Annotated in this window: 27 protein-coding genes; 3 read left to right on the forward strand and 24 right to left on the reverse strand. The window is 69.9% G+C overall.

Annotated elements, in window-relative coordinates:
* The 20 genes from ACFHYO_RS03785 to uvrA all read right to left on the reverse strand — a co-directional run.
* The coding region (locus ACFHYO_RS03785; protein WP_394318484.1) for an NADH-quinone oxidoreductase subunit J at positions 1-433 on the reverse strand (433 nt) is incomplete at its 3' end.
* Positions 430-837 (reverse strand): carboxymuconolactone decarboxylase family protein, encoded by a 408-nt coding sequence (locus ACFHYO_RS03790; protein ID WP_036707132.1) that lies wholly within the window; start codon positions 835-837, stop codon positions 430-432. The genes ACFHYO_RS03790 and ACFHYO_RS03785, both read right to left, overlap by 4 nt.
* The gene (gene nuoI, locus ACFHYO_RS03795; RefSeq protein ID WP_036699605.1) at positions 834-1,325 is read right to left on the reverse strand and encodes an NADH-quinone oxidoreductase subunit NuoI; all 492 of its coding nucleotides are present in this window, start codon (positions 1,323-1,325) and stop codon (positions 834-836) included. The genes ACFHYO_RS03790 and nuoI overlap by 4 nt, the downstream gene beginning before the upstream one ends.
* Position 1,326: 1 nt before the next feature.
* Positions 1,327-1,503 (reverse strand): hypothetical protein, encoded by a 177-nt coding sequence (locus ACFHYO_RS03800; protein ID WP_172645168.1) that lies wholly within the window; start codon positions 1,501-1,503, stop codon positions 1,327-1,329.
* 2 nt (positions 1,504-1,505) lie between these two features.
* The gene (nuoH, locus tag ACFHYO_RS03805; RefSeq protein ID WP_394318487.1) at positions 1,506-2,570 is read right to left on the reverse strand and encodes an NADH-quinone oxidoreductase subunit NuoH; all 1,065 of its coding nucleotides are present in this window, start codon (positions 2,568-2,570) and stop codon (positions 1,506-1,508) included.
* An 18-nt stretch (positions 2,571-2,588) separates the two neighbouring features.
* Complete coding sequence (locus tag ACFHYO_RS03810; protein ID WP_036707130.1) at positions 2,589-3,377, reverse strand: YNQ4 family lipoprotein; 789 nt, start codon at positions 3,375-3,377, stop codon at positions 2,589-2,591.
* A 5-nt stretch (positions 3,378-3,382) separates the two neighbouring features.
* Positions 3,383-5,404, reverse strand: a complete 2,022-nt coding sequence (gene nuoG / locus ACFHYO_RS03815) for an NADH-quinone oxidoreductase subunit NuoG (RefSeq protein ID WP_036707129.1) — start codon at positions 5,402-5,404, stop codon at positions 3,383-3,385.
* A gap of 106 nt (positions 5,405-5,510) precedes the next feature.
* Entirely contained in the window at positions 5,511-5,966 is a 456-nt protein-coding gene (locus ACFHYO_RS03820; protein WP_139305957.1) for a hypothetical protein, read from the reverse strand.
* A gap of 5 nt (positions 5,967-5,971) precedes the next feature.
* Positions 5,972-6,382 carry a DUF5333 domain-containing protein gene (locus ACFHYO_RS03825; protein ID WP_036699597.1) on the reverse strand — a complete coding sequence of 137 codons (411 nt, stop codon included), beginning with the start codon at positions 6,380-6,382 and terminating at the stop codon, positions 5,972-5,974.
* A gap of 110 nt (positions 6,383-6,492) precedes the next feature.
* A complete protein-coding gene (nuoF, locus tag ACFHYO_RS03830; RefSeq protein ID WP_036699595.1) occupies positions 6,493-7,788 on the reverse strand; it encodes an NADH-quinone oxidoreductase subunit NuoF in 1,296 nt (431 codons plus the stop codon).
* A 12-nt stretch (positions 7,789-7,800) separates the two neighbouring features.
* Positions 7,801-8,124 (reverse strand): DUF5337 domain-containing protein, encoded by a 324-nt coding sequence (locus tag ACFHYO_RS03835; RefSeq protein ID WP_394318490.1) that lies wholly within the window; start codon positions 8,122-8,124, stop codon positions 7,801-7,803.
* Positions 8,121-8,993, reverse strand: a complete 873-nt coding sequence (locus tag ACFHYO_RS03840) for a helix-hairpin-helix domain-containing protein (protein ID WP_394318492.1) — start codon at positions 8,991-8,993, stop codon at positions 8,121-8,123. Before ACFHYO_RS03840 ends, ACFHYO_RS03835 begins: the two co-directional genes overlap by 4 nt.
* A gap of 27 nt (positions 8,994-9,020) precedes the next feature.
* Entirely contained in the window at positions 9,021-9,896 is an 876-nt protein-coding gene (gene nuoE / locus ACFHYO_RS03845) for an NADH-quinone oxidoreductase subunit NuoE (protein ID WP_394318494.1), read from the reverse strand.
* Between the two features lie 112 nt (positions 9,897-10,008).
* The gene (locus ACFHYO_RS03850) at positions 10,009-11,250 is read right to left on the reverse strand and encodes an NADH-quinone oxidoreductase subunit D (protein ID WP_036699590.1); all 1,242 of its coding nucleotides are present in this window, start codon (positions 11,248-11,250) and stop codon (positions 10,009-10,011) included.
* Complete coding sequence (locus ACFHYO_RS03855) at positions 11,247-11,894, reverse strand: NADH-quinone oxidoreductase subunit C (protein ID WP_394318496.1); 648 nt, start codon at positions 11,892-11,894, stop codon at positions 11,247-11,249. Before ACFHYO_RS03855 ends, ACFHYO_RS03850 begins: the two co-directional genes overlap by 4 nt.
* 3 nt (positions 11,895-11,897) lie before the next feature.
* A complete protein-coding gene (locus ACFHYO_RS03860; protein ID WP_172645167.1) occupies positions 11,898-12,431 on the reverse strand; it encodes a NuoB/complex I 20 kDa subunit family protein in 534 nt (177 codons plus the stop codon).
* Positions 12,422-12,787, reverse strand: a complete 366-nt coding sequence (locus tag ACFHYO_RS03865; RefSeq protein WP_036699587.1) for an NADH-quinone oxidoreductase subunit A — start codon at positions 12,785-12,787, stop codon at positions 12,422-12,424. Before ACFHYO_RS03865 ends, ACFHYO_RS03860 begins: the two co-directional genes overlap by 10 nt.
* Positions 12,788-13,021: 234 nt before the next feature.
* Positions 13,022-13,363, reverse strand: a complete 342-nt coding sequence (locus ACFHYO_RS03870; RefSeq protein ID WP_394318498.1) for a hypothetical protein — start codon at positions 13,361-13,363, stop codon at positions 13,022-13,024.
* Between the two features lie 17 nt (positions 13,364-13,380).
* Positions 13,381-14,148, reverse strand: a complete 768-nt coding sequence (locus ACFHYO_RS03875; RefSeq protein ID WP_394318500.1) for an alpha/beta fold hydrolase — start codon at positions 14,146-14,148, stop codon at positions 13,381-13,383.
* Positions 14,145-17,048: an excinuclease ABC subunit UvrA gene (gene uvrA, locus ACFHYO_RS03880; RefSeq protein WP_052171603.1), complete on the reverse strand. Its 2,904-nt coding sequence runs from the start codon at positions 17,046-17,048 to the stop codon at positions 14,145-14,147. The genes ACFHYO_RS03875 and uvrA overlap by 4 nt, the downstream gene beginning before the upstream one ends.
* Positions 17,049-17,257: 209 nt before the next feature.
* On the opposite strand from uvrA, the gene ACFHYO_RS03885 reads away from it, so the two are divergent.
* Positions 17,258-18,856, forward strand: coding sequence for a bifunctional metallophosphatase/5'-nucleotidase (locus tag ACFHYO_RS03885; RefSeq protein ID WP_394318502.1), 1,599 nt, complete (start codon positions 17,258-17,260; stop codon positions 18,854-18,856).
* Between the two features lie 248 nt (positions 18,857-19,104).
* Positions 19,105-19,584 carry a hypothetical protein gene (locus tag ACFHYO_RS03890; RefSeq protein ID WP_394318504.1) on the forward strand — a complete coding sequence of 160 codons (480 nt, stop codon included), beginning with the start codon at positions 19,105-19,107 and terminating at the stop codon, positions 19,582-19,584.
* A 5-nt stretch (positions 19,585-19,589) separates the two neighbouring features.
* On the opposite strand, the gene moaA is transcribed toward ACFHYO_RS03890, so the two are convergent.
* Positions 19,590-20,594: a GTP 3',8-cyclase MoaA gene (gene moaA, locus ACFHYO_RS03895; protein ID WP_394318506.1), complete on the reverse strand. Its 1,005-nt coding sequence runs from the start codon at positions 20,592-20,594 to the stop codon at positions 19,590-19,592.
* A 159-nt stretch (positions 20,595-20,753) separates the two neighbouring features.
* On the opposite strand from moaA, the gene ACFHYO_RS03900 reads away from it, so the two are divergent.
* On the forward strand, positions 20,754-21,290 hold the full coding sequence (locus ACFHYO_RS03900; protein WP_394318508.1) for a hypothetical protein: 537 nt from the start codon (positions 20,754-20,756) through the stop codon (positions 21,288-21,290).
* 21 nt (positions 21,291-21,311) lie between these two features.
* On the opposite strand, the gene ACFHYO_RS03905 is transcribed toward ACFHYO_RS03900, so the two are convergent.
* From ACFHYO_RS03905 to ACFHYO_RS03915, 3 genes are all read right to left on the reverse strand, one after another.
* On the reverse strand, positions 21,312-21,674 hold the full coding sequence (locus ACFHYO_RS03905) for a hypothetical protein (protein WP_394318510.1): 363 nt from the start codon (positions 21,672-21,674) through the stop codon (positions 21,312-21,314).
* 29 nt (positions 21,675-21,703) lie between these two features.
* On the reverse strand, positions 21,704-22,870 hold the full coding sequence (locus ACFHYO_RS03910; protein ID WP_394318512.1) for a M20 aminoacylase family protein: 1,167 nt from the start codon (positions 22,868-22,870) through the stop codon (positions 21,704-21,706).
* A gap of 282 nt (positions 22,871-23,152) precedes the next feature.
* Complete coding sequence (locus ACFHYO_RS03915; protein WP_394318514.1) at positions 23,153-25,024, reverse strand: ABC transporter ATP-binding protein; 1,872 nt, start codon at positions 25,022-25,024, stop codon at positions 23,153-23,155.
* Between the last annotated feature and the right edge of the window lie 278 nt (positions 25,025-25,302).

The raw sequence follows: 25,302 nt of genomic DNA on the forward strand, positions 1-25,302 counted from the left end.
GGAAATAGCGGTCATAAAGCACCCCGCCCAGGGCGTGGGTGTTCAGCGTGTTCTCGACGATCGGCACGCTGCGGGCGGCCGCGGCGCCCGGGGCGGACTCCCACGCGCCGAAGGCGATGCCGAGCTGGGCCATCATCACCACCGCGATCAGCAGGCCGAGCGGCAGGTAGCGCGCCAGCTCGCCCTTGAGCGCGGCGAAGTCCACGTCGAGCATCATCACGACGAACAGGAACAGCACCGCGACCGCGCCGACATAGACGATGATCAGCAGCATGGCGACAAACTCGGCGCCCTGCAGGACGAAGAGCCCGGCGGCCGAGAGGAACGCCAGGATCAGCCACAGCACCGAGTGCACCGGGTTGCGCGAGATCACCACCATGAAGCCGGCGACCAGCACGGAGATGGCGAAGAGGTAGAAAGCAAAGACCATCATGCTGCGTCATCCTCCTCGGCGAACACCGCCTGCGCCAGTTCCAGCGCCTTCTGCATGGCGGGCAGCCCGCCGAACATCGACATCTGCCAGATCGTCTCGGCGATCTCGCGCTGCGTCGCCCCGGCCTTCAGCGCGTGGCGCACCGCCAGCCGCAGCTGCGGCTCGGCGACAGCGCCCTGCACCGTCAGCGCCCCGATGGTCAAGAGCAGCCGCGTCTTGGCGTCCAGCCCCTCGCGGTTGAAGGTGCGGCCGAACCACATCTCCATCATGTCGGCGGGCATGACGGGCAGCATCTTCTCGAACGCGCGGGTGTCGAAATTCTCGAGCCCCGGGTTGAAGGCGCGCGCCATCTCCTGCCCGGACTGGAGCATCTGCTGGAACAGCCTGGCGAAACCGTCGCTCATCGATAGGGCGCGTCGAGCTGGAGGTTGCGGGCGATCTCGGCCTCCCACCGCTCGCCGTTGGCGAGCAGGCGGGCCTTGTCGTAGAAAAGCTCTTCGCGGGTCTCGGTGGCGAACTCGAAGTTCGGCCCCTCGACGATGGCATCGACCGGGCAGGCTTCCTGGCAGAAGCCGCAATAGATGCACTTGGTCATGTCGATGTCGTAGCGGGTGGTGCGGCGCGAGCCGTCCTCGCGCGGTTCGGCGTCGATGGTGATCGCCTGCGCCGGGCAGATCGCCTCGCACAGCTTGCAGGCGATGCAGCGCTCTTCGCCGTTCGGATAGCGGCGCAGCGCGTGCTCGCCACGGAAGCGAGGCGAGAGCGGGCCCTTCTCGTGCGGGTAGTTCAGCGTCGCCTTGGGGGCGAAGAAGTACTTCATCCCCACGCCGAAGCCTTTGATGAAGTCCCACATGAGGAAGTATTTGGTGGCGCGGACCAGATCGAGGGCCATCTCAGACGTTCCCCTCCTCGTCGGCATAGCGGTCCATCGCGCCGACGATCAGCCGCTTGGCGGCCGAGTCGTGCGGGACGCCCGCGCGCTCGAGCGCGTCCAGCACGTATTGCGCCAGCGTCGCCTTGTCGGTTTCGGACGCCGCGGCCAGTGCTGCGGCAAGCTCATGTGCGGCCATGGTCAGCCCCCCACAATGGTGGTGCCGATCGGCACCAGATGATCCCAGCGCGCCCAGGCCCCGCCCAGCACGTCGAACCGGGCCAGGAAGGCGACCAGCACGACCCAGAACAGCGACAGGGGCAGGAAGACCTTCCAGCCGATCCGCATGAGCTGGTCGTAGCGGTAGCGCGGCACGATGGCCTTCACCATCGCGAATATGAAGAACCAGACCCACATCTTCAGGACCATCCACAGCGCCCCGTCGGGCAGGCCGGGGATGGGCGACAGCCAGCCGCCGAAGAACAGGATCGAGATCAGCGCGCACATCAGGAAGATCGCGATGTACTCGCCCGCCATGTAGAGCAGGTAGGGGGTCGAGGAGTACTCGACCATGTGCCCGGCCACGAGCTCGGATTCGGCCTCGGACAGGTCGAAGGGCGGGCGGTTGGTTTCGGCCAGCGCCGAGACGAAGAACAGCACCAGCATCGGCAGATGCGGCAGCCAGTACCAGTTGAACATCCCGTAGGCGCCGCGCTGGCTCTCGACGATGCCGCTGAGGTTCATCGTGCCGGCCGAGATGATCACCCCGATGATGATCAGGCCCAGCGACACCTCGTACGAGATCATCTGCGCGGCCGACCGCAGCGAGGCGAGGAACGGGTATTTCGAGTTCGAGGCCCAGCCGCCCATGATCACGCCGTACACCTCGAGCGAGGAGACCGCGAAGATGAACAGCACGCCCACGTTGATGTTGGCCATCACCCAGCCGGGGGCGAAGGGGATCACCACCCAGGCGAACAGCGCCAGCATCATCGACAGGAAAGGCGCGAGGAAGAAGACGAACTTGTCCGACCCCGCCGGGACGACGATTTCCTTGACGACGTATTTCAGCGCGTCGGCCACCGACTGCAGCAGACCCCAGGGGCCGACCACGTTCGGACCCCGGCGCATCTGCACCGCGGCCCAGATCTTGCGGTCGCCGTAGACGAGGAACAGCAGCGAAATCATCACGAAGGCGATGATTCCCAGACCCTGCGCCAGCAGGATCACGGCAATGCCGAGCGGGGACGCCAGAAAGTCAGCCATGCGGAACGTGCCCCCTCGTCATGCGGCCGGAATGCCGCTGTCCCTGCAGGCGCGCAGGGTGTCTTGTGTTTCCATGACCCGCAAGCCCATGGGCCGCGTGTCCGACAGCGTAAAGACCGACCCGACGACCAGCTTGCCGTCGCGCCGTTCCTGCAAGGTGCGGATGTGCCGGCCGAACGGCTTGTTCTGGCCCTTGGCCCACCCGGCCAACGCGCAGGTGGCATAGGCGAACGCCACATCGGCGTCCACCCCCGGCCTGAGGTTCGCGCTGACCTCGACGAGGTCGCCGCGCCGGTCCCCGGCCAGCGGCTGGACGCGGGCGGCCACGAAATCCTGCGGGTCGGCCTTGAAGCCCTTGGGAAAGGCGGGCAGCGCCGGCCGGGTGCGGGCGGCGAATTCCTCGAGCGCCTTTTCCTGCGCCGTCGGCAGGCGTGGCTTTTCAGGCGCAACGACGTCGAAATTCGCCACGTCCGCCGGCTTCAGCTTGAGACCGAGATTGACATTCAGCGCCTCGAGTTCCGCCTCGGTGACCTGGAACGCCTCCTGCCCGGCGGGGCTGTCGAGCGCCACTTCGGTCACCGATCCGTCGTGCTCGAGGATCAGGATGTCGCCCGACTTGGTCGAGACGCGGGCCCGGCTCAGCTTGGTGCCCGCAATGCTGCGATCGACGATCTTGACCTTGACCTCGTCCGGCTTGGCACGGGGCGGCGTCGCCAGCCCCTGCCCGCCCGACTCGCGCTGGCCGCAGCCGCTCAGCGCCCCGACCGAGACCGCGACCGCCACCAGAAGGGACAGCCCGCCGCGCACGGGGGTTACTCCGCCGCCAGAGCCGTGGCCCGCCGGGCCATGGCCATCGCCGACAGCTCGCCCATCAGCGCCGAGGCGCGGGCAATCGGGTTCGAGAGGTAGAAGTCGCCGACCGCGCCGCGGAAATCGGCCCGGCCGAGCGGCCCGGCCTCGACCGGCTGCCAGACGTTCGCCGGCACCTCGTCGATCTGCGCCAGATGCGGCACCGCGTCGATCAGCGCCCGGCGCAACTGGGCCAGGCTGTCCCACGGCTGTGTCTTGCCCAGACGGGCCGAGAGCGCCCGCAGGATCGCCCAGTTCTCCTTGGCTTCGCCGGGGGCGAAGTTCGCCCGCATCGCGAGCTGGGGACGGCCCTCGGTGTTGACGAAAAGCCCGTTCTCCTCGGTGTAGCAGGCGCCGGGCAGGATCACGTCGGCCCGGTGCGCGCCGCGGTCGCCGTGGCTGCCCTGGTAGATGACGAAGGCGCCGGGCGCCACGTCCACCTCGTCGGCGCCGAGGCTGTAGATCACCTCGGCCCCCTCGACGGCGGCCGCAAGACCGCCCTCGGTCACGGCACCCACGTCCATCGCCCCCACCCGGCTGGCCGCCGTGTGCAGGATCAGCAGCTTCGAGTTCGAGTTCTCGGCCAGACGCATGGCGTGGCCCAGCACCGCCGCCCCGTCCGCCTCGCGCAGCGCGCCCTGTCCGACGATCACCAGCGTCTCCTTGCCGCGCGTCTCGTCCGAGATCTCGCGCGAGGACAGGCTCTCGAGCGCGGCGCGGTCGCTGCCGACATGGGCGTAGTCATAGGTCAGGTCCACCGCCGGGCCGACCAGCCCGACCTGCGCGCCCCGCGCCCAGGCGCGGCGGATGCGGGCGTTGAGGACCGGCGCCTCGGTCCGCGGATCGGTGCCGATGAGCTGGATCATCTCGGCCCGGTCGATGTCGGCGATGCTCGCCGTGCCGACGTAGCCGGCGCGGTTCCCGGCCGGCAGCCGGGCGCCGTCCGTCCGGCACTCGACGGTGCCGCCGATCCCCTCGATCAGTTGCTTGAGCGCGAACACCGCCTCGACCGGGGCCAGATCACCGATCAGCCCCGCGACCTTGCGGCCCTTCATCGCCTGCGCGGCGACCGTCAGCGCCTCGTCCCACGTCGCGGGACGCAGGCGCCCGTTCTCGCGCACATAGGGCCGGTCCAGCCGCTGCCGGCGCAGCCCGTCCCAGACGAAGCGGGTCTTGTCGCTGATCCACTCTTCGTTCACGCCGTCGTTGTTGCGCGGCAGGATGCGCATGACCTCGCGGCCCTTGGTGTCGATGCGGATGTTCGACCCCAGCGCGTCCATCACGTCGATCGACTCGGTCTTGGTCAGCTCCCACGGGCGGGCGGTGAAGGCGTAGGGTTTCGAGACCAGCGCCCCCACCGGGCACAGGTCGATGATGTTGCCCTGCAGGTTCGAATCGAGCGTCAGGCCGAGATACGAGGTGATCTCGCTGTCCTCGCCGCGGCCGGTCTGGCCCATCTGGGTGATCCCCGCCACCTCGGTGGTGAACCGCACGCAGCGGGTGCACGAGATGCAGCGGGTCATGTGCGTCTCGACCAGCGGCCCGAGGTTCAGGTCGTCGGCCGCCCGCTTCGGCTCGCGGTAGCGGCTGAAATCGACGCCATAGGCCATCGCCTGGTCCTGCAGGTCGCACTCGCCGCCCTGGTCGCAGATCGGGCAGTCGAGCGGATGGTTGATGAGCAGGAACTCCATCACCCCCTCGCGGGCCTTGCGGACCATGGGCGAGTTGGTGCGGATTTCGGACGGCGCGCCGTCCGGGCCGGGGCGCAGGTCCTTGACCTGCATCGCGCAGCTTGCCGCGGGCTTGGGCGGGCCGCCCACGACCTCGACGAGGCACATCCGGCAGTTGCCGGCGATCGACAGCCGCTCGTGATAGCAGAAGCGCGGCACCTCGATCCCGGCCTGCTCGCAGGCCTGGATGAGCGTGAGGTTCGGATCGACCTCGATCAGCCGGTCGTCGATCTTGATCGTGCGGGTGTCGCTCATCTGCCTGTCTTCCTCGTCATGCCGATCCGGCAAGGTCTCATCCGCGGCGCGTCGTCCGGTCGCCTGTCACCGTCGCGCGCCGCCGGTCGTCCGTCCCACGGTCGGCTCAGTTGCCGGCCGCGAGCCTCTGTACATTACCGCGCACTGGCAGCGGGCCGCCCCGCTGGCCGGGCGATTCGACCAGCATCAGCGGCACCTGCTGCCCCTCGCGGAACAGCAGGATCGCGTCCACCTGCACGGCCAGCGGGTCGCGCGGGTCGGGCCGCGCGTCGATCAGGAACCGGCCCGCGCCGGGTCGTTCGCACAGGATCTGCATCCCCGCATAGGGGCCGTGCAGCGTCACGAGGTCGCGCCCCATCAGGTCACGCCCGGCCCGCACCTGCCCCTCGGGCGAGGTGCCCCGGCAGCGCACGTCGAGCGGCGAGAAGAGGTCGAGCCGCACCTGATAGTCCACGACATGGGTCTGGGCCGGCGCCTGCGCGGGCTGGGCCAGCACCATGTCGGCAAACACCATCGTCAGCGCCGCGGCGGCGACGATGCCCATGCCGATCCAGCGGATCACCTGCTTCATTTCGCCACCAGCAGCGAACCGCTGACGGTCCGCCCCGCGATCTCGGCCCGGCCGATGGCGCAGAAGCTCTCGGCGTTGCCCTTTTTCGCGCCGTTGCGGGCAAGGTAGTCCTCGGCCACCGCATAGATGCGCTGCTTCTCGGCCTTGTCGTCGAGGAAGGCGTCGATCTGGGCCTTGCTGTAGCCCTTGTCGAGCGCATAGCGCTGCAGCGCCCGCGCCTGGCTGTAGGCGAGCACGATCCGGCCGTCGATCGACGGGCATTCGCGCCGGATGCGGTCGGCGACACGCGCCGCGATCAGCCGGTCGTTGATGTATTTCTCTTTCGACAGCGGCTCGAGCGCCGCCGCGGGCGAGGCGAGCGTCGCCAGCGCGGTCAGCGCGAGCAGTCCGGTCCTGAGGCGTTTCATGGGCACATCCTTCTTGCAGATGCCTGCAATATAGGGTCGCCGGCGCGCGGTTTCGCCGCAAGCCCGCGTCAACCGCCCGTGATCGGCCTGCCGAGGATCGACCGCGCCGCTCATTCCGCCGCCATCGCCCCCATGCGCCCGGTCCGCTTGGCCTTGATGCGGTCCTCGATCTCTTCGCGGAAATGCCGGATCAGGCCCTGGATCGGCCAGGCGGCCGCGTCGCCCAGGGCGCAGATCGTGTGCCCCTCGACCTGCTTGGTCACGTCCAGCAGCATGTCGATCTCTTCGATCTCGGCCTCGCCGCGGACCAGCCGGTCCATGACCCGCATCATCCAGCCGGTGCCCTCGCGGCAGGGCGTGCACTGGCCGCAGCTCTCGTGCTTGAAGAAATAGCTCAGCCGCCAGATCGCCTTCACGATGTCGACCGAGTTGTCCATGACGATCATGCAGGCGGTGCCGAAGCTCGACTTGAGCTCGCGCATCCCGTCGAAGTCCATGATCGCATCCTCGCACAGATGCGCCGGCAGCACCGGGCAGGAGGCCCCGCCGGGGATGATCGCCTTGAGGTTCGACCAGCCGCCGCGGATGCCGCCGCCGTGCTTCTCGATCAGCTCGCGCATCGGGATCGACATGGCTTCCTCGACGACGCAGGGCGTGTTGACGTGCCCGGTCAGGCCGAAGAGCTTGACGCCCGCGTTGTTCGGGCGGCCGAAGCCCGCGAACCACTCGGCGCCGCGGCGCAGGATGGTCGGGACGACGGCGATGGATTCGACGTTGTTCACCGTCGTCGGGCAGCCATAAAGGCCCGCGCCGGCCGGGAACGGCGGCTTCATCCGCGGCATCCCCTTCTTGCCCTCGAGACTTTCGAGAAGCGCGGTTTCCTCGCCACAGATATAGGCGCCGGCGCCGTGGTGCAGGAACAGGTCGAAGTCCCAGCCCGACTTGGCCGCGTTCTTGCCCAGAAGACCCGCGTCATAGCATTCGTCGATCGCCGCCTGCAGCGCCTCGCGCTCGCGGATGTATTCGCCGCGGATGTAGATATAGGCCGCGTGCGCGCCCATGGCGAAGCTGGCGATCAGCGCGCCCTCGATCAGCGTGTGCGGATCGTGGCGCATGATCTCGCGGTCCTTGCAGGTCGCGGGCTCGGATTCGTCGGCGTTGATGACCAGATAGGCAGGCCGGCCGTCGCTTTCCTTGGGCATGAAGGACCACTTCATGCCCGTGGGAAAGCCGGCGCCGCCGCGGCCGCGCAGGCCGGATTTCTTCATCTCGTCGATGATCCCGTCCCGGCCGCGGGCGATGATCTCGGCGGTGCCGTCCCAATGGCCGCGCGCCCGCGCACCCTTGAGGCTGCGGTCGCCCATCCCGTAGAGGTTGGTGAAGATCCGGTCCTGATCGCTCAGCATCGCGTCGTCGTCCTATCCTTTGCGCGGGCGTGAGCCACGCGGTGCCGCCGCGCCGCCGGCGCGCCGTTTGTCCTGTGCCGGCGCCGGGCCGGTCGCCGGGCCGGTCGTCGGCGCGACCTCGGCGGCGCGCCCGCGCCGCCAGACCCGCCACGTCACCAGAAGCGCCCAGACCAGCGCCCCGATCGCCGCCAGATCGGCGAGGAACGCATACTCCGGCGCCCAGCCGAAGCGCTGCCCCGCCCAGTTCGCCGCGAGCCACAGCACCATCGCCGCGGCCATCACGCCGCCGGCGAGGCGCATCTGCCCCGCGTCATGGAAGGGGTGCTGCGCCGTCATGTCGCCTCGCCCCGGTCCACGCGGCGGGAATGCTCGGTTTCGCCGCCGGCCGCAAGGATGCGCGCCTGCCCGACCCAGTCGTCCCGCTCGATCCGCCCGCCGTTGCGGCCGAGGCGCTCGCCCCACTCCAGCACGTCCTGATCGGTCCAGGCGGCGATTTGCGCGAAGCGGGTCACGCCGTTGTCGTTCAGCCACTCGGTCAGAACCGGCCCGATCCCGAGGATGCGACCGAGGTCGTCGCGGTCGTCCGAGGCACCCGTACTGGCGGGCCGCGCCTCGCCCACCGGCCGAACCTCCGCGACCGGAGCGGACGCCGACTCACGGCCCTCCGCTGCATCATCGCGCCGCGCCTCGATGTCCTGCGCCGCACCGCCTTTGGTCGGACGGTCCCCCGCCTCGAAGGTCACGGCCTGCCGCGGATCGGTGCTCGCCCCCGCCGGTGCGCCGAGTTCGATCGGCGCCGGGGCCTCGTCGGCCACCCGCTCCTCGCGCGCCACCTCGGCCGAGGGCTCGAACGTCACCGCCTGCCGCGGGTCGGTCGTGGCGCCCTGCGGGGCCCGGCCCATCCCCTCGGGGCGCGCCGCGCGGGTGATCTCGATCTTGCCGAAGCGCGCCTGACGGGCGGCCGCGGCCTCGGCGAGCTCAGCTTCGGACAACGGCTCGGCCACGCGCAGCGGCTCGGGCTCATAGGCCTCGACCTCGCTGCCGCAGAACAGCAGCACCAGCAGGCCGCCGAGCAGCCATGCGGTGACGAACGCCAGGAACAGGCCGCCGAACACCCCCGCGCCGCCGTGGCCCATCGCCATCAGCCAGACCACCAGCCCCATCAGGGCGGCGAAGATCCAGCATTTGCGCGCGCAGTCGGTCATCGGGGCGTCCTTGAGGTTCGGGTCAGGTCAGTGGGTATCCTTCGCATCGGCGGGCTGCCCGGCGGGCTCACCCTTCGACTGGGGCTTGCCGGGCGAGGTCGCGGCGGCCTCCTGCACCGTCACCCCGGTCTTGTCGGCCGGACGCCCGGCCGAGGGCGTCGGCTCGACCTGCGGGGCGTCGGGGTCGGCCTGCTCGGGCCGCCGCCGCCACGGGGTCAGGATCGGCACTTCCGATCCGTCGATTCGCTTGACCGTGTCGCGCAGCTTGACCGCCAGCGCGGCTGAGGCGTTCAGCTCTTCGGCCTTCTCGGTCGCCTTGAGCGCCACCGGGCCGCCCAGCGGCTCGGAGGAGAACCGCCCGTTCTGCGGCCCCGGCACCGGCACTTGCCCCGCGGCCAGCGCGTCGAGCAGCGCCGAGAGCTTTTCGGCGGTCAGGTCCTCGTAGTAATCCTTGCCGATCTGGGCCATCGGCGCGTTCGAGCAGGCGCCGAGGCACTCGACCTCTTCCCAGCTGAAATTGCCGTCGGCCGAGACGGTGTGCGGCGCCGGCGCGATCCGCGCCCGGCACACGTCGATCAGCTCACCCGCCCCGCAGATCATGCAGGTGGTGGTGCCGCAGATCTGGATATGTGCAATCCGGCCAACGGGATGCAGCTGGAACATGAAGTAGAATGTAGCGACCTCGAGCACCCGGATGTAGGGCATCCCCAGCAGGTCGGCGCAGGCCTCGATGGCCGGCCGCGAGAGCCAGCCCTCCTGCTCCTGCGCGCGCCACAGGACCGGGATCACCGCCGACTGCTGGCGACCCTCGGGGTACTTGGTCATCTGCGCCTTGGCCCACGCCAGGTTCTCGGGCGTGAAGGCGAACGAGTCCGGCTGGACGAGAGACAGGCGGCGCAGCATCAGGCGAGGCTTCCCAGAACGAGGATGGCGGCAAGGCAGAGCACCACGGCCGGATGCTGCCCGAGGGCGGTCGAGGCCGTGGCGGCCGAAGCGGTGAGGGCGGCGGGGTCGATCACCGGTCCACCTCGCCGAACACGATGTCCATCGTGGCGATGATGGCGGGGACGTCCGAGAGCAGGTGCCCGCCCGCCATCCAGTCCATCGACTGGAGATGCAGGAAGCCCGGCGCGCGCAGCTTGGCGCGATAGGGCTTGTTGGTGCCGTCGCTGACCAGATAGACGCCGAACTCTCCCTTGGGCGCCTCGACCGCGGCATAGACCTCGCCCGCCGGCACCTTGAAGCCCTCGGTGTAGAGCTTGAAGTGGTGGATGAGGCTTTCCATGTCGCGCTTCATGTCAGCGCGGCGCGGCGGGGTCAGCTTGCCGCGCGCGAGCACGTCGCCCGCAGGCTCGGCCCTGAGCTTCGCCACCGCCTGCTGCATGATCTTGCAGGACTGCCGCATCTCCTCGACCCGGCAGAGATAGCGGTCGTAGCAATCGCCGTTGGTGCCGACCGGCACTTCGAACTCGAACTCGTCGTAGCACTCATAAGGCTGGCTGCGGCGCAGGTCCCAGGCGAGGCCCGAGCCGCGCACCATGATCCCCGAATAGCCCCAGTCGAGCGCGTCCTGCTCGGTCACGATGCCGATGTCGACGAGGCGCTGCTTGAAGATGCGGTTCTCGGTCAGCAGCGTGCCGAGGTCGTCGACCAGCCGCGGGAAGCGCTCGCACCACGCCTCGATGTCGTCGAGCAGCGCAGGCGGCAGGTCCTGGTGGACGCCGCCGGGGCGGAAATAGGCCGCGTGCAGCCGCGCGCCCGAGGCACGCTCGTAGAACACCATCAGCTCTTCGCGGGCCTCGAACCCCCAGAGCGGCGGGGTCAGCGCGCCCACGTCCAGCGCCCCGGTGGTCAGGCCGAGCAGGTGGTTGAGGATGCGCCCGATCTCGCAGAACAGCACCCGGATCAGGCTCGCCCGCCGCGGCACCACGGTGCCAGTCAGCCGCTCGATGGCCAGGCACCACGCGTGCTCCTGGTTCATCGGGGCAACGTAGTCGAGCCGGTCCAGATAGGGCAGGTTCTGCAGGTAGGTGCGGCTCTCCATCAGCTTCTCGGTGCCGCGGTGCAGCAGGCCGATATGCGGGTCGGCGCGCTCTACCACTTCGCCGTCCAGCTCGAGCACCATGCGCAGAACGCCATGCGCTGCAGGGTGTTGCGGGCCGAAGTTGATGTTGAAGTTGCGCAGCCGCTGCTCGCCGGTCACGGCATCGACCGAACCGTCGTCATAGTGGTTGTCGCGGAAATCGCCGTCCATCATTTCTTGCCCTCCGCGGTCACGCCGGTCGTGGCCGGGGCCTTCTCGTCGCCGGGCAGGACGTACTTCGCGCCCTCCCACGGCGAGAGGAAGTCGAACTGCCGGTATTCCTGCGTCAGCTTCACCGGCTCATAGACCACGCGCTTCTCGCTGTCGTCCCAGCGCACTTCGACATAGCCGGTGGTGGGGAAGTCCTTGCGCAGCGGGTGACCCTGAAAGCCGTAGTCGGTCAGGATGCGGCGCAGGTCCGGGTGGCCCGAGAAGGCGATCCCGAACATGTCGAATACCTCGCGCTCGAACCAGTTGGCCGAGGGGATCACCGACACGAGCGAGGGCACCAGCTCGTCCTCGCGCACTGCGGCCTTGAGCCGGATGCGCTGGTTGGTGTGCATCGAGAGCAGGTGCCAGACCACGTCGAAGCGCGCCGCCCGGTCGGGATGGTCCACAGCGGTGATGTCGACGAGGGTCGCGAACCGCGCGGCCGGGTTGTCGATCAGCGCCTTGACCAGCCCCACGATGCCCTTGGCATGGATGGTCAGCGTCAGCTCGCCGAAGACCACGTCGGCCGACAGGATCTCGTTGCCATGCCGCGCGGCCAGAAGCTCGCCCAGCTCGGCCAGCGCCTGCGGATCGGGATAGACGGCCATGACTTACCTCACCAGCGTGCCGGTGCGGCGGATGCGCCGCTGGAGTTGCAGGATCCCGTAGAGCAGCGCCTCGGCGGTGGGCGGGCAGCCGGGCACGTAGATGTCCACCGGCACGATCCGGTCGCAGCCGCGCACGACGCTGTAGCTGTAGTGGTAGTAGCCGCCGCCGTTCGCGCAGGACCCCATCGAGATCACATAGCGCGGTTCGGGCATCTGGTCATAGACCTTGCGCAGCGCCGGGGCCATCTTGTTGGTCAGCGTGCCCGCGACGATCATCAGGTCCGACTGCCGGGGCGAGGCGCGCGGCGCGGTCCCGAAGCGCTCGAGGTCGTAGCGCGGCATCGAGGTCTGCATCATCTCGACCGCGCAGCAGGCCAGCCCGAAGGTCATCCAGTGCAGCGAGCCGTTGCGCGCCCAGTTGATGATGTCCTCGGTCGTGGTCAGCAGGAAGCCCTTGTCCTGCAGCTCGCGGTTCAGCTCGGCGGTGGCGAACTCGCGGTCGGCCCCGGCGGTATTGGCACCCGTCATCACGCCCATTCCAAGGCCCCTTTCCGCCATTCATAGGCGAATCCGATGGTCAGCACGCCAAGGAACAGCATCATCGACCAGAAGGCCACGTCCGACAGCGTCGGGAAGCTGACCGCCCACGGGAACAGGAAGGCCACTTCGAGGTCGAAGATGATGAACAGGATCGACACGAGGTAGAAGCGCACGTCGAACTTCATCCGGGCGTCGTCGAAGGCGTTGAAGCCGCACTCGTAGGCCGAGACCTTCTCGGGGTCGGGATTGCGCACCGCGACGATCCAGGCGGCGAGCACGAGGATGATCGCCAGCGCCGAGGCCATCCCCAGAAAGACGAGGATCGGCAGGTATTCGGACAGCAGATAGTCCACGGATGACGCTCCCTGACATCGCGACGGTCACGCCCGTGCGAGTGGCTTGGCTGCGATCGGGTTTAGCTGCGCCGCCGCAAAGGGTCAATGCGATGCGCCGGGGTTTACGGGGGGTCGGCGGCGCCGGTGCGCGGCATTTTCGCCGCACCCATTCAGGACGCAGCCCCGTGCCGCGCGGCGCCCCGCCGCGCTTCTCGGGCAAGGCACGCGCGCCCTGCCCCGTGCGTCAGTCCGTCACGCGAGCCGGCCGTCCATCGTCTCGTCCAGCCACGCCTGCAGTCCGGGCTCGTCCAGCGCCGCGATCTCGCGGGCCGAGGCGGGCTCCTCGAGGTGGACAAGCAGGACATAGTTGCCCGCCCGGTCCTGCCCGGCGATGAACTCGCCATCCTCGCTGCCCGCCCCGTCGATCGAGGGCGTCAGCCCGCGCGCGGCGACGGCGCGCATCACCCGCTCGGCCTGCGCCTCGTAGGCGGGCGAGAAGCGTTCCCACACCTCGGCCGGCGTCTCGCCGTCGAGGCCCCAGGCCCAGCCCGCGCCGTCGTCGGTGCGGGGGAATTGCGGTATCTCGGCGGTCATATCGTGTCCTTTCGGCGTCAGGGCAGCGGGGCGAGAAAGCCCGCGATGCGGTCCACCACGGCGGCCTCGGCCTCGCGGTGGGGGAAATGGCCAAGCCCCGGCATCACGTCAAGCACCCCGTCCGGCCCGGCGATGGCGCGTGCGTGATCGGGGGTGCCGTATTCGTCGGCCGCGCCGTGCAGGGCCAGCACGGGGCACCGCACAGCGGCGCGGCACGGGGCGAGGGTGAACTCGGCGAACGCGGGCGAAAGCCACGTCTCGGTCCAGCTGTCGAGCACCCAGCGCGCCTTGTCGCCGTGGTGCCGCGCCAGCCGGTCAAGCGCGCCCGGCGCCGCGAACCCCGCCTTTGCGGCGCGGATGCCGTCGCGGATGCGGTCGTCGTTGCGATGCTGGGCCGAGATCGAGATGACCGCCACGCAGTCCTCGGGCCAGGCCGCCGCGGCGCAGACCGCCATGCCGCCGCCGACGCTGTGACCCAGCGCGACGAAGCGCCCGATCCCCAGCGCCGCCCGCACTGCCTCGAAGCCCTGCGTCGCCTCGGTGGCGACGAAATCCGGCGCGAGCCGCCCCGTGGCCGGGTCCGAGTCGCCGAAACCGAGCCGGTCATAGGCGATGACGCCCCGCCCTGTGGCCGCCGCCAGCCGACCGGGAAAATCCCGCCACAGGCTGACGCTGCCCAGCGAATCGTGAAACAGGACCAGCGGCGCGCGGTCGCCCTGCCCCGGCCAGAGCGCCGCCGCGATCCGGCCTGCCGGCGTCCCGATCATCCGCCGGTCGGGGGTCATGCCGCCGACTTGCGCTTTCTCGCCGCGGGTTTGGCGGTCGCCACCCGCCGACCCTCGGCCGCCGCCAGCATCGGCGCGAGATAGCGCCCGGTGTGGCTCGCCTCGATCCCCGCGACCTCTTCGGGCGTGCCCTCGGCCACGATCTCGCCGCCGCCGTCGCCCCCCTCGGGGCCGATGTCGATGATCCAGTCGGCGGTCTTGATGACGTCGAGGTTGTGCTCGATCACGACCACCGTATTGCCCTGATCGACGAGGGAGTGCAGCACCTCGAGCAGCTTGCGGGTGTCGTCGAAATGCAGCCCCGTGGTCGGCTCGTCGAGGATATAGAGCGTCTTGCCCGTCGAGGCCCGCGCCAGCTCCTTGGCGAGCTTCACCCGCTGCGCCTCGCCGCCCGAGAGCGTCGTGGCCTGCTGCCCGACCTTGACGTAGCCCAGCCCCACCTCGAGCAGCGCGTCCATCTTGGACCGGATCGAGGGCACCGCCTTGAAGAAGGCCTGCGCGTCCTCGATCGTCATGTCCAGCACGTCGGCGATGGACTTGCCCTTGAACTCCACCTCGAGCGTCTCGCGGTTGTAGCGCTTGCCCTTGCAGGTCTCGCAGGTGACGTAGACGTCGGGCAGGAAGTGCATCTCGATCTTGATGACCCCGTCGCCCTGACAGGCCTCGCAGCGCCCGCCCTTGACGTTGAAGCTGAAGCGCCCGGGCTTGTAGCCGCGCGCCTTCGACTCGGGCAGCCCGGCAAACCAGTCGCGGATATGGGTGTAGGCGCCGGTATAGGTCGCCGGGTTCGACCGCGGGGTGCGGCCGATGGGCCGCTGGTCGATGTCGATGACCTTGTCGAGATGCTCCAGCCCCTTGATCGCCCGCGCGGGCGCCGGGGTCTGGCGGGCCCCGTTCAGCCGCATCGAGGCGGTCTTGAACAGCGTCTCGATGGTCAGCGTGGACTTGCCGCCGCCCGAGACGCCGGTGATGCAGGTGAAGGTGCCGAGCGGGAAGCCCACCGTCACGTCCTTGAGGTTGTTGCCTGTCGCGCCCTCGACCACGACCTTCTTGCCGTTGCCCTTGCGGCGCTCGGCTGGGACCGGGATCTCCCGCGCGCCGGCGAGATACTGGCCGGTCAGGCTTTCGGGGTTGGCCTCGATCTCGGCGGGCGTGCCCTTGGCGACCACCTGCCCGCCATGCGCCCCCGCCCCCGGCCCCATGTCGAACACATAGTCGGCGTGGCGGATCGCATCCTCGTCATGCTCGACCACGATCACCGAGTTGCCCTGATCGCGGAGCCCCTTCAACGCATCGAGCAGCCGGTCGTTGTCGCGCTGGTGCAGGCCGATGCTGGGCTCATCCAGCACATAGAGCACGCCCGTCAGGCCCGAGCCGATCTGGCTTGCCAACCGGATACGCTGGCTTTCGCCGCCCGACAGCGTCCCGGCGGCGCGGGAGAGCGTCAGGTAGTCCAGCCCCACGTTGACGAGGAACCCCAGCCGCTCGCGGATCTCCTTGAGGATGGCGCGGGCGATCTCGTTCTTCTGCGCCGTCAGGCTCTCCGGCGCGGCCTCGACCCAGGCCAGCGCCTCGCGGATCGAGAGGTCGGTGACCTGTCCGATATGCGTGCCCGCGATCTTGACCGCCAGCGCCTCTGGCTTCAGCCGCCAGCCGTTGCAGACATGGCAGGGGCGGTTGTTCTGATAGCGCTCCATCTCCTCGCGCGACCAGGCGCTGTCGGTCTCGCGGTAGCGCCGCTCCATGTTCGGGATCACGCCCTCGAAGGTGCGGCTGACCTCATAGACCCGCCCGGCGTCGTCGAAGCGGAAGCGGATCTCGTCCTTGCCCGAGCCGTGCATGAACAGGTTGCGGGTCTCGTCCGACAGGTCGCGCCACGGCGTCTTGCGGTCGAACCCGTAGTGCTTGGCGAGCGCGTTGATCGTCTGCGTCAGATAGGCCGATTTCGACTTGGCCCACGGCGCGATGGCGCCCTGCGCCACGGACAGGCCGGTGTCGGGGACGATCAGCCGCTCGTCGAAGAAAAGCTCGACCCCCAGACCGTCGCAGGCCGGGCAGGCGCCATAGGGGGCGTTGAAGGAAAACAGCCGCGGCTCGATCTCGGCGATGGTGAAGCCGCTGACCGGGCAGGCGAATTTCTCGCTGAAGGTGATCCGCTCGGGCTCGCCCTCGCCCTCGGCCGGCGCGGTTTCCAGCACCGCGATCCCGTCGGCGAGGTCCAGCGCGGTGCGGAAGCTGTCGGCGAGCCGCGTGGCGATGTCGCCGCGCACCACGATCCGGTCCACGACCACGTCGATGTCGTGGCGCAGCTTCTTGTCCAGCGCCGGCGGCGCGTCGAGTTCGTGGAACGCCCCGTCGATGCGGACCCGCTGGAAGCCCCGCTTGCGCAGGTCCAGCAGCTCCTTCTCATAGGCGCCCTTGCGGTCGCGGATCATCGGGGCGAGCAGATAGGCGCGCGTCCCCTCGGGCATCGCCAGCACCCGGTCGACCATGTCCTGCACCTGCTGCGCCTCGATCGGCAGGCCCGTCGCCGGCGAATAGGGCGTGCCGGCCCGCGCGAACAACAGCCGCAGGTAGTCGTAGATTTCCGTGACCGTGCCGACCGTCGAGCGCGGGTTCTTCGAGGTCGTCTTCTGCTCGATCGAGATCGCCGGCGAGAGGCCCGAGATATGGTCCACGTCCGGCTTGCCCATCATGTCGAGGAACTGCCGCGCATAGGCCGACAGGCTCTCGACATAGCGGCGCTGGCCCTCGGCGTAGATGGTGTCGAAGGCAAGGCTGGACTTGCCCGACCCGCTCAGCCCGGTGATCACCACCAGGCTGTCGCGCGGAATGTCCATGTCCACGCCCTTGAGGTTGTGTTCGCGCGCGCCGCGAACCTCGATGAACTTCTGTTCCATACGGACCTCGATCGGGGACAAGCGCATGAGATAGGCACGGGATGGCGGAACGCAACCCGGGCGGCCAACGCCCAACACCCGGAACATAGCGCGAACTCGGGCGCGGGGAAAGGGTCGCGGGCGGCGGGCGTTCGCAACTGGACTGTCACCGGGGGGTCGTGTTCTTCTGGTCCCACCACCCGCGACAGACCAGCGAAAAAGGGACCCCGATGAAACGCATTCTCCTGGCCTCGGCCGGCTGCCTCGCCCTCAGCGTCGGTGCGGCGCAGGCCGAGTACGTCCTGCACATCCTGCACAGCAACGACTTTCACAGCCGCATCGAGCCGATCAACAAGTACGATTCGACCTGCGACGCCGAGACGCTCGAGAAGAAGGAATGCTTCGGCGGCGTGGCCCGGATGGCCGCGGCCATCGCCGCCAAGCGCGACGAGATCAAGGCGGCAGGCGGCAACGTGATCGTGCTGGACGCGGGCGACCAGTACCAGGGCTCGCTGTTCTACACGACCTACAAGGGCAAGGACACGGTCGAGTTCATGAATGCCATCGGTTACGACGCGATGGCGCTCGGCAACCACGAGTTCGACGACGGCCCCGACGGCGCGCTTATCCTGCTCGACGGGGCGAAGTTCCCGGTGATGTCCGGCAACCTCGACGTGTCGCAGTCGAACCAGCTCAAGGGCAAGCTGCAGGACACGCTGACGCTGGACGTGGGCGGCGAGAAGATCGGGCTGGTCTCGACGCTGGCGATGGACACGCCCGAGACGGCGGCGCCGGGGCCGGCGGTGATCTTCAAGGACGACCTTGAGAGCCTCAAGGGCGACGTGGCCGCGCTGAAGGAGGCGGGGGTCACCAAGGTCATCGCGCTGACCCACGTGGGCTATCACCGCGACCTCGACTATGCGGCGCAGGTGCCGGGGCTCGACGCGGTGATCGGCGGGCACTCGCACACGCTGCTGGGCGACATGGAGGGGGCGGCGGGCGCCTATCCCACCATGGTCAAGGGCGCGGACGGCGCCGAGGTGCCGGTGGCGACCGCCTATGCCTACGGCAAGTACCTGGGCCACCTGACCCTGACCTTCGATGACGCCGGCAAGCTGACCAAGGCCGAGGGCGCGCCGATCCTGCTCGACCAGTCGCTGCCCGAGGACGAGGCCATCGCCGCCCGCGTCAAGGAGATGGCCGGCCCGATCGACGAGCTGCGCCAGCGCCAGGTGGCCGAGATCGCCGCCCCCATCGACGGCGCGCGCGAAAGCTGCCGGGCGAAGGAATGCGAGATGGGCAACGTCGTGGCCGAGGCGATGCTGGCCCGCGTGGCCGGCCAGGGTGTGACCATCGCGATCCAGAACGGCGGCGGCCTGCGCGCCTCGATCGACGCCGGGCCGGTGACGATGGGCGAGGTCTATTCGGTGCTGCCGTTCCAGAACACGCTCGCCACCTTCGAGGCGACGGGCGAGACGCTGGTCAAGGCGCTTGAGAACGGCGCCAGCCAGTATGAAGACGCCGCGGGCCGCTTTGCCCAGGTGGCGGGGCTGAAATACACCCTCGATCCCAAGGCCGAGGTCGGCCACCGCATCAGCGCGGTCGAGGTGAAGTCGGGCGACGGCTGGGCGCCGATCGACCCGGCGGCGACCTATAAGGTGGTGACCAACAACTACGTCCGGGGCGGCGGCGACGGCTACAAGATGTTCGCGGACGCCGCCAACGCCTATGACTTCGGCCCCGATCTGGCCGACGTGCTGGCCGAGTGGCTGGCCCAGCAGGGCGCCGGCTTCAAGCCCGCGGTGGACGGCCGGATCACCGTGAAATGACGCGCGGACGCCCCGCGGACGGCGATCCGCGGGGCGTCCGACTCCGGGCCGGGTGGTTTTGGCCAGAACGACGCGGAGCGGCGCAGCGCGTGGCCGTAAGGCACCGCGCCGTAGTGCCTCCGCGCTCGCATTATCCTCTTATTTCAGATCGCTGTCGCGCCGCCGATGCGGCGTGCATCCGACGCGCTTGCGCCACGACCGGCGCGCTGGTTATGTTTGGTCGAACATAACCGATTCGAGTCGCGCCGATGTCCCGTCTGTCTGTCGCCTTTGCCCTTGCGCTCCTCGCCCTGCCCGCGTCACCCGGCCTTGCCGAGACCCCGCACCCGGCACTCGCGGCCGGTGCGCAGGCGACCAGCGCCGCCATCACCGCGGACATCCTCGCCGGCCTGCCGGTCGAAGAGGTGGACGTGCGCTACGAGACCTCCAAGGGGCCGCGCGCCGAGCATTACAGCGGCCCGCGCCTCTGGGCCGTGCTCGGTCAACTGGGTCTCGCGCCCGCCGACCCCAAGCCCGCCTTGCGGCAGTCGGTGATCGTCACGGGGCGTGACGGCCATGCGGTCGCGTTCTCGATGGGTGAGCTGATGCCGGACTTCGGCAATCGCCCGGTGCTGCTGTCGGTCACGGTCGACGGCCAACCCACGCAGGACGGCGTCCGCGCGGTCTCGCCCGGCGACGGGCGCGGGGCGCGGTATGTCAAGGACGTGGTCTCGGTCGAGATCCGGTGAGGGCGTCAGCCGCCGGTGTGGCTCATGTGGCGGCTCATGGTGCCGGCCACCCCGCGGGAGTAATCGAAGTCGTGCCCCTTGGGCTTGCGGGCGATGGCAGCGCGGATCGCGGCCTTGAGCGGCGCCTCGTCCAGGCTTGCGCGCAGGGGCGCGCGCAGGTCGGCGCGGTCCTCTTGCCCGAGGCACATGAACAGCTCGCCCGTGCAGGTCACCCGCACCCGGTTGCAGCTTTCGCAGAAGTTATGCGTAAGCGGGGTGATGAAGCCGATCTTCGCCCCGGTCTCCTCGACCCGGACATAGCGGGCCGGGCCGCCGGTGCGCTCGGCCAGGGGCGTCAGCGTCAGCCGCTCGGCCAGCCGGGCGCGCAGGTCCGACAGCGCCCAGTACTGGTCAAGCCGCAGCTCATCGCCCATCTCGCCCATCGGCATGACCTCAATGAAGGTCAGGTCATGGCCCTCGGCGGCGCACCAGTCCACCAGCGTGAACAGCTCGTCCTCGTTGAAGCCCTTGAGCGCCACCGTGTTAATCTTGACCCGCAGCCCGGCGTCCTGTGCGGCGCGGATGCCGTCGAGGACCTGCGGCAGCCGCCCCCAGCGGGTGATCGCGGCGAAGCGGTCGGGGTCGAGCGTGTCGAGCGAGACGTTCACCCGCCGCACCCCCAGCGCCGCCAGCGGCGCGGCGAAGCGGGCGAGCTGGCTGCCGTTGGTGGTCAGGGTGAGTTCGTCGAGTCCCTGCCCCAGCCGCCCGGCCATCGCCTCGAAGAACGACAGGATGTTGCGCCGCACCAGCGGCTCGCCGCCGGTGATCCGCAGCTTGCGGACGCCCAGATCGACGAAGGCGCCGCACAGCCGCTCGAGCTCTTCCAGCGTCAGCAGCTCGGCCTTGGGCAGGAACTGCATGTGCTCGGCCATGCAGTAGGTGCAGCGGAAATCGCAGCGGTCGGTGACCGACACCCGCAGATAGGTGATGGGCCGGGCGAAGGGGTCGATCAGCGGGGTGGTTTCGGCCATGCCGCCAACATAGGGCCGTGGCGCCAGCCACACAAGAACGGCGGAAAAACGCCCAGCACACGCGCTGGTGCGTGGACAGGCGCGCGCCCCGCGGCCACGCTGTCGCAATAGCGAGGGTCGCGCGACGGGCGCGGCCCCGACACCGAGGGACGTCCGACCATGACCATCGCCCGCCTTGCCCTGATCCTTCCCGCGCTGGCCCTCGCGGCCTGCCAGACGACCATGACCGACCCGACGCCCACGCCCGCGCCGCGCACCCCCGGCGCGACGGTCGGCGCCACCGCGGTCGATGCCGCCGCCGCGGCCGCCGCCGAGGCGCGCACCGGCACCATTCCCGACACGCTGACGGTGGGCACGCTGCAGCGCCCGGCCGGCTCGCGCAGCGTGGCCCAGCTGGACGCCTCGGCCGCCGAAAAGGCCGCGGCCACCGCGCCCGCCGCCAAAGGCGGGCGGCTGGGGACTACGGTCGCCTCGCTCGGCGATGCGACGCAGGGCGGGTTCTGGATGCGCACACCGCTGGTCAAGGCCGCCGGCAAGGGGCGGATCGTCAACCCGGCCAACGGCAAGTCGGTGAACGTGGACCTGATCCCGCTCGGCGGTCCGGCCTCGGCCGGCAGCCAGGTCTCGCTGCCCGCGCTGACCACGCTGGGGATCGGCCTGACCGACCTGCCGACGGTCGAGGTCTTCAGCGCCTGACGCGCACGGCGGGGGCGGCGGTCAGCCCCACTCGGGGCGCAGCCGCTCGACCCAGTCGCGGCCGGCGTCGCCGCCCCACAATTCCCACGCGATGCGGCCGGTCGAGGGGCTCGCCGCATCGTCCCAGCCGCGCCCGCCGCGCAGATAGGCAAAGCGGGCGAACCAGCCGGCGATCACCCGCATCTCGCGCGCGGAGTGCGGACGGCGGGCCGCCAACGCCTCCGCCCGCGCCAGCCCGACTTCGGTGCCGCCGCGACCGTGCCGGGCGCGCAGGGCGAGGCCCGCGCGGGCGGCGGCGGCCACCGCCTCGGGCGGGACGAAGCCCGCGCCGAGGCCCAGCGCCTCGAGTTCCGCGGCGAGCGCGGCGGGCAGGCGGTCGGCCACCGTCAGGCGAGACCCCGCACGAGGCCGCCTCAGGCCGCCGGCATCCGCGCCTCGACCATGCCCGCGAACCAGCTCGCCCCGAACGGGATCGCATCGTCGTCGAAGTCATAGGCCGGGTGGTGGACCATCGCCGTGTCGCCATTGCCGACGAAGATATACGCCCCCGGCCGCGCCTCGAGCATGTAGCTGAAATCCTCGCCGCCCATCATCGGGGCGACGTCGGTGTCCACGTCGGCCGAGATCATCCGCGCCACCTCGATGGCATGGCCGGTCTCGTCGGGGTGGTTCACCGTCACCGGATAGCCGCGGTTATAGGCGACCTCGGCCACCGCGCCGAACGCCGTCGCCACGCTCGTCGCCACGCGGGTGATCCCCTCCTGCAGCTGGTCGCGGACATGGGGGTCAAGGCTGCGGGCCGTGCCCTTCAGCCGCACCACCTGCGGGATCACGTTGTAGGCGGTCGAGTCGGTCTGCACGACCGTGGCCGACACCACGCCGTTCTTCAGCGGATCGACATTGCGCGAGACGATGGACTGCAGCGCGGTGATGATGTGGGCGCTGACCAGCACCGGGTCGATCCCCTCGTGGGGCTTGGCGGCGTGGCCGCCCTTGCCGGTCACGGTGATCTCGAACTGGTCGGCGGCGGCCATGATGCCGCCCTCGCGGATGGCGAAGGTGCCGACCGGGATGCCTGGCATGTTGTGCATCCCGTAGAACTCCTGGATGCCCCAGCGCTCGGCCAGCCCGTCCTCGATCATCGCCAGCCCGCCGCCGCCGCCCTCTTCGGCGGGCTGGAAGATCACGACCGCGGTGCCGTCGAAGTTGCGCGTCTCGGCCAGGTATTTCGCCGCGCCCAGCAGCATCGCGGTGTGGCCGTCATGGCCGCAGGCGTGCATGACGCCCGGGGTCTTCGAGGCGTAGGCGGCGCCGGTCTGCTCGACAATGGGCAACGCGTCCATGTCGGCGCGCAGTCCGATGACCCGGCCGCTGGTGTCGCTCTTGCCGCGGATCACGCCGACGACGCCGGTGCGGCCGATCCCCTCGACCACCTCATCCACGCCGAACTCGCGCAGCAGCTCGGCCACCCGGCCGGCGGTGCGGTGCACCTCGTAGAGCAGCTCGGGGTTCTCGTGGAACTCGCGCCGCCAGGCGGTGATCTCGGGCAGCATCTCGGCGAAGCGGTTCTTGACGGGCATGGCGTGACTCCTTTTCGGCGCACAGGGTGGCGCGGCGGATCGGCGGGCGCAAGGGTCATGCCGGCGTCGCACCAGCGGTGCACGGCGCTGCGCGAGGCACAGCGGGAGCTGACCATGAGGCGTGCCGTTCCCCTGACCGCGCTGGCGGCGGCGCTCGCCGGGCAGGCGGGCCACCGGCGGGCGGGGGTGGCTGGCGGCGGCGGCGCTGGCCAATATAGGAGGCGCGCTTCTGCTGTGCGGGCTGGGCCTGCTGTCGCTGCCGCGGCTGGTCCCCCGCCCGCCCTAGCCGTGGGTCACCGGCTGGACCAGCACCCGGTGCCCCGGCGCGACCTCGCGGTAGACCGAGCGCGGCGGGACGTGGCCGACCGGGTGGATCGGTGACGGGATCGGCTTGAAGTTCAGGTCCTCGCTGATCTTCTTCTGCCGCGGATCGGCCACCGGGACCGCCGACATGAGCTGGCGGGTGTAGCTGTGCTGCGGGTTCTCGAAGACCTGCCGCCGGGTGCCGATCTCGACGATCCGGCCCAGATACATCACCGCGACATGGTGGCTGACGCGCTCGACCACGGCCATGTCGTGGCTGATGAACAGCATCGAGATGCCCATGTCCTGCTGCAGTTCCATCAGCAGGTTCAGCACCTGCGCCTGCACCGAGACGTCGAGCGCCGACACCGCCTCGTCGGCGATGATCAGCTTGGGGTTCAGCGCGAGGGCCCGGGCGATGGCGATGCGCTGGCGCTGGCCGCCCGACATCTCGTGCGGATAGCGGCGCATGAAGCTGCGCGGCAGCTCCACCCGGTCAAAGAGCCCCGCGATCCGGTCCTGCCGTTCCGACCGCGAGCTGATGCCGAAGTTCAGCATCGGCTCCTCGATCTGGTCGTAGAGCTTCATCTGCGGGTCGAGCGAGGCGAACGGATCCTGGAAGATCATCTGCATGTCCTGCCGCGCCCGCCGCAGCTGCGAGGGGCTGAGCGCCAGAACATCGGTACCGCCGAGATGAACCGACCCCGAGGTCGGCTCGACCAGCCGCAGGATCGAGCGTCCGGCGGTGGACTTGCCGCAGCCCGATTCGCCGACCAGCGACAGCGTCTCGCCGGCGTTGAGCGTGAAGGAGACGTCCTCGACCGCGTGGACCTGCGCCACGGTGCGGCGCAGAAGCCCGCCCTTGACGGCGAAGCGGGTGCAGAGGTCGCGCACCTCCAAGAGCGGCTGCGGGTTCTCGACCACGATCGGGCGCGGCTCGACCACCTGCCCGGCCCGCATCAGCCGCAGCGGGATCGGCGCGTCGGTGCCCGCCATCTCGCCCAGCCGCGGGACGGCGGCGAGTAGCGCCTTGGTGTAATCCTCCTGCGGGGCCTCGAAGATCTGCTCGACCGGCCCCTCCTCGACCTTGTTGCCGCGGAACATCACCACCACGCGGTCGGCCATCTGCGCCACCACCGCCATGTCGTGGGTGATGAACAGCACCGCCATCTGCTTTTCGCGCTTCAGCCGGTTGATGAGGGCCAGGATCTCGGCCTGGATCGTCACGTCGAGCGCGGTCGTCGGCTCGTCGCAGATCAGCAGCCGCGGCTCGCAGGCCATCGCCATGGCGATCACGACGCGCTGGCGCATCCCGCCCGAGAGTTCGTGCGGATACTGGTTCAGCCGCCGCTCGGGCTCGGGGATGCGCACCTCGCGCAGCAGCGCGAGCGCGCGGGCCTTGGCCTGTGCCTTGGTCATCCCCCGATGCACGATCAGCGATTCGCTTAGCTGGTCGCCCACGGTGAAGACCGGGTTGAGCGAGGTCATCGGCTCCTGGAAGATCATCCCGATCTTGTCGCCGCGGATGCGGCGCATGGCGGCGTCGGACTGGCGCGCCAGATCGACGGGCTTCGCCCCGCCCGCGTCGAACAGCATCACCCCGCCGTCGATCCGGCCGCCGCCGTATTCCACCAGCCGCATCAGCGAGAGCGAAGTGACCGACTTGCCCGACCCCGATTCCCCCACCACGCAGACGCATTCGCCGGGGCGGATGTCGAAGCCGATCTCCTCGACCCCGGTCACGCGGCCCTCGCGGGTCTGGAAGCTGACCCTCAGCCCGTCGATCGAGACGAGCGGCGCGTCCTGCGCCGCAGGTCCGGCGCCGTGGCGGTTGCGCGGAGTGTCGAGCATGGCAGTCTCCCTGAGGCGCGGCCTCTGGCGGGCCGTCGAATTGGCGAAAGTTGCCGCCGGCGGTCGGCGTTTGCAAGCCTTGGCGCGCAGGGCCCCCGCCCGGACGTGGGGGCGTGCGGGGCGGCGGGGCGGTGCGGGACGGCGCGCGCCGGCCCCGCCCCCGCCCGCCCTGCCCCGCCCGCGCCGGCCCGATGCCGTGCCGATGGCGACCCCGCGTCGTCCTCACGGGGCCGCGATCTTTGCCCTTGCAATTCGGCCTGAGCGGCGATGAAACTGCG

This window comes from Paracoccus panacisoli, from assembly GCF_042435015.1.
In the GTDB taxonomy this organism is placed as follows: Bacteria; Pseudomonadota; Alphaproteobacteria; order Rhodobacterales; family Rhodobacteraceae; genus Paracoccus; species Paracoccus panacisoli.

Coding starts and splice junctions, on each gene's coding strand:
- ACFHYO_RS03790 (WP_036707132.1), bottom strand. CDS start 837: ATGAGCGACGGTTTCGCCAGGCTGTTCCAGCAGATGCTCCAGTCCGGG.
- nuoI (WP_036699605.1), bottom strand. CDS start 1,325: ATGGCCCTCGATCTGGTCCGCGCCACCAAATACTTCCTCATGTGGGAC.
- ACFHYO_RS03800 (WP_172645168.1), bottom strand. CDS start 1,503: ATGGCCGCACATGAGCTTGCCGCAGCACTGGCCGCGGCGTCCGAAACC.
- nuoH (WP_394318487.1), bottom strand. CDS start 2,570: ATGGCTGACTTTCTGGCGTCCCCGCTCGGCATTGCCGTGATCCTGCTG.
- nuoG (WP_036707129.1), bottom strand. CDS start 5,404: ATGAGCGACACCCGCACGATCAAGATCGACGACCGGCTGATCGAGGTC.
- ACFHYO_RS03825 (WP_036699597.1), bottom strand. CDS start 6,382: ATGAAACGCCTCAGGACCGGACTGCTCGCGCTGACCGCGCTGGCGACG.
- nuoF (WP_036699595.1), bottom strand. CDS start 7,788: ATGCTGAGCGATCAGGACCGGATCTTCACCAACCTCTACGGGATGGGC.
- ACFHYO_RS03835 (WP_394318490.1), bottom strand. CDS start 8,124: ATGACGGCGCAGCACCCCTTCCATGACGCGGGGCAGATGCGCCTCGCC.
- ACFHYO_RS03840 (WP_394318492.1), bottom strand. CDS start 8,993: ATGACCGACTGCGCGCGCAAATGCTGGATCTTCGCCGCCCTGATGGGG.
- nuoE (WP_394318494.1), bottom strand. CDS start 9,896: ATGCTGCGCCGCCTGTCTCTCGTCCAGCCGGACTCGTTCGCCTTCACG.
- ACFHYO_RS03850 (WP_036699590.1), bottom strand. CDS start 11,250: ATGATGGACGGCGATTTCCGCGACAACCACTATGACGACGGTTCGGTC.
- ACFHYO_RS03855 (WP_394318496.1), bottom strand. CDS start 11,894: ATGGCCGTCTATCCCGATCCGCAGGCGCTGGCCGAGCTGGGCGAGCTT.
- ACFHYO_RS03860 (WP_172645167.1), bottom strand. CDS start 12,431: ATGGGCGTGATGACGGGTGCCAATACCGCCGGGGCCGACCGCGAGTTC.
- ACFHYO_RS03870 (WP_394318498.1), bottom strand. CDS start 13,363: ATGACCGCCGAGATACCGCAATTCCCCCGCACCGACGACGGCGCGGGC.
- ACFHYO_RS03875 (WP_394318500.1), bottom strand. CDS start 14,148: ATGACCCCCGACCGGCGGATGATCGGGACGCCGGCAGGCCGGATCGCG.
- uvrA (WP_052171603.1), bottom strand. CDS start 17,048: ATGGAACAGAAGTTCATCGAGGTTCGCGGCGCGCGCGAACACAACCTC.
- ACFHYO_RS03885 (WP_394318502.1), top strand. CDS start 17,258: ATGAAACGCATTCTCCTGGCCTCGGCCGGCTGCCTCGCCCTCAGCGTC.
- ACFHYO_RS03890 (WP_394318504.1), top strand. CDS start 19,105: ATGTCCCGTCTGTCTGTCGCCTTTGCCCTTGCGCTCCTCGCCCTGCCC.
- moaA (WP_394318506.1), bottom strand. CDS start 20,594: ATGGCCGAAACCACCCCGCTGATCGACCCCTTCGCCCGGCCCATCACC.
- ACFHYO_RS03900 (WP_394318508.1), top strand. CDS start 20,754: ATGACCATCGCCCGCCTTGCCCTGATCCTTCCCGCGCTGGCCCTCGCG.
- ACFHYO_RS03910 (WP_394318512.1), bottom strand. CDS start 22,870: ATGCCCGTCAAGAACCGCTTCGCCGAGATGCTGCCCGAGATCACCGCC.
- ACFHYO_RS03915 (WP_394318514.1), bottom strand. CDS start 25,024: ATGCTCGACACTCCGCGCAACCGCCACGGCGCCGGACCTGCGGCGCAG.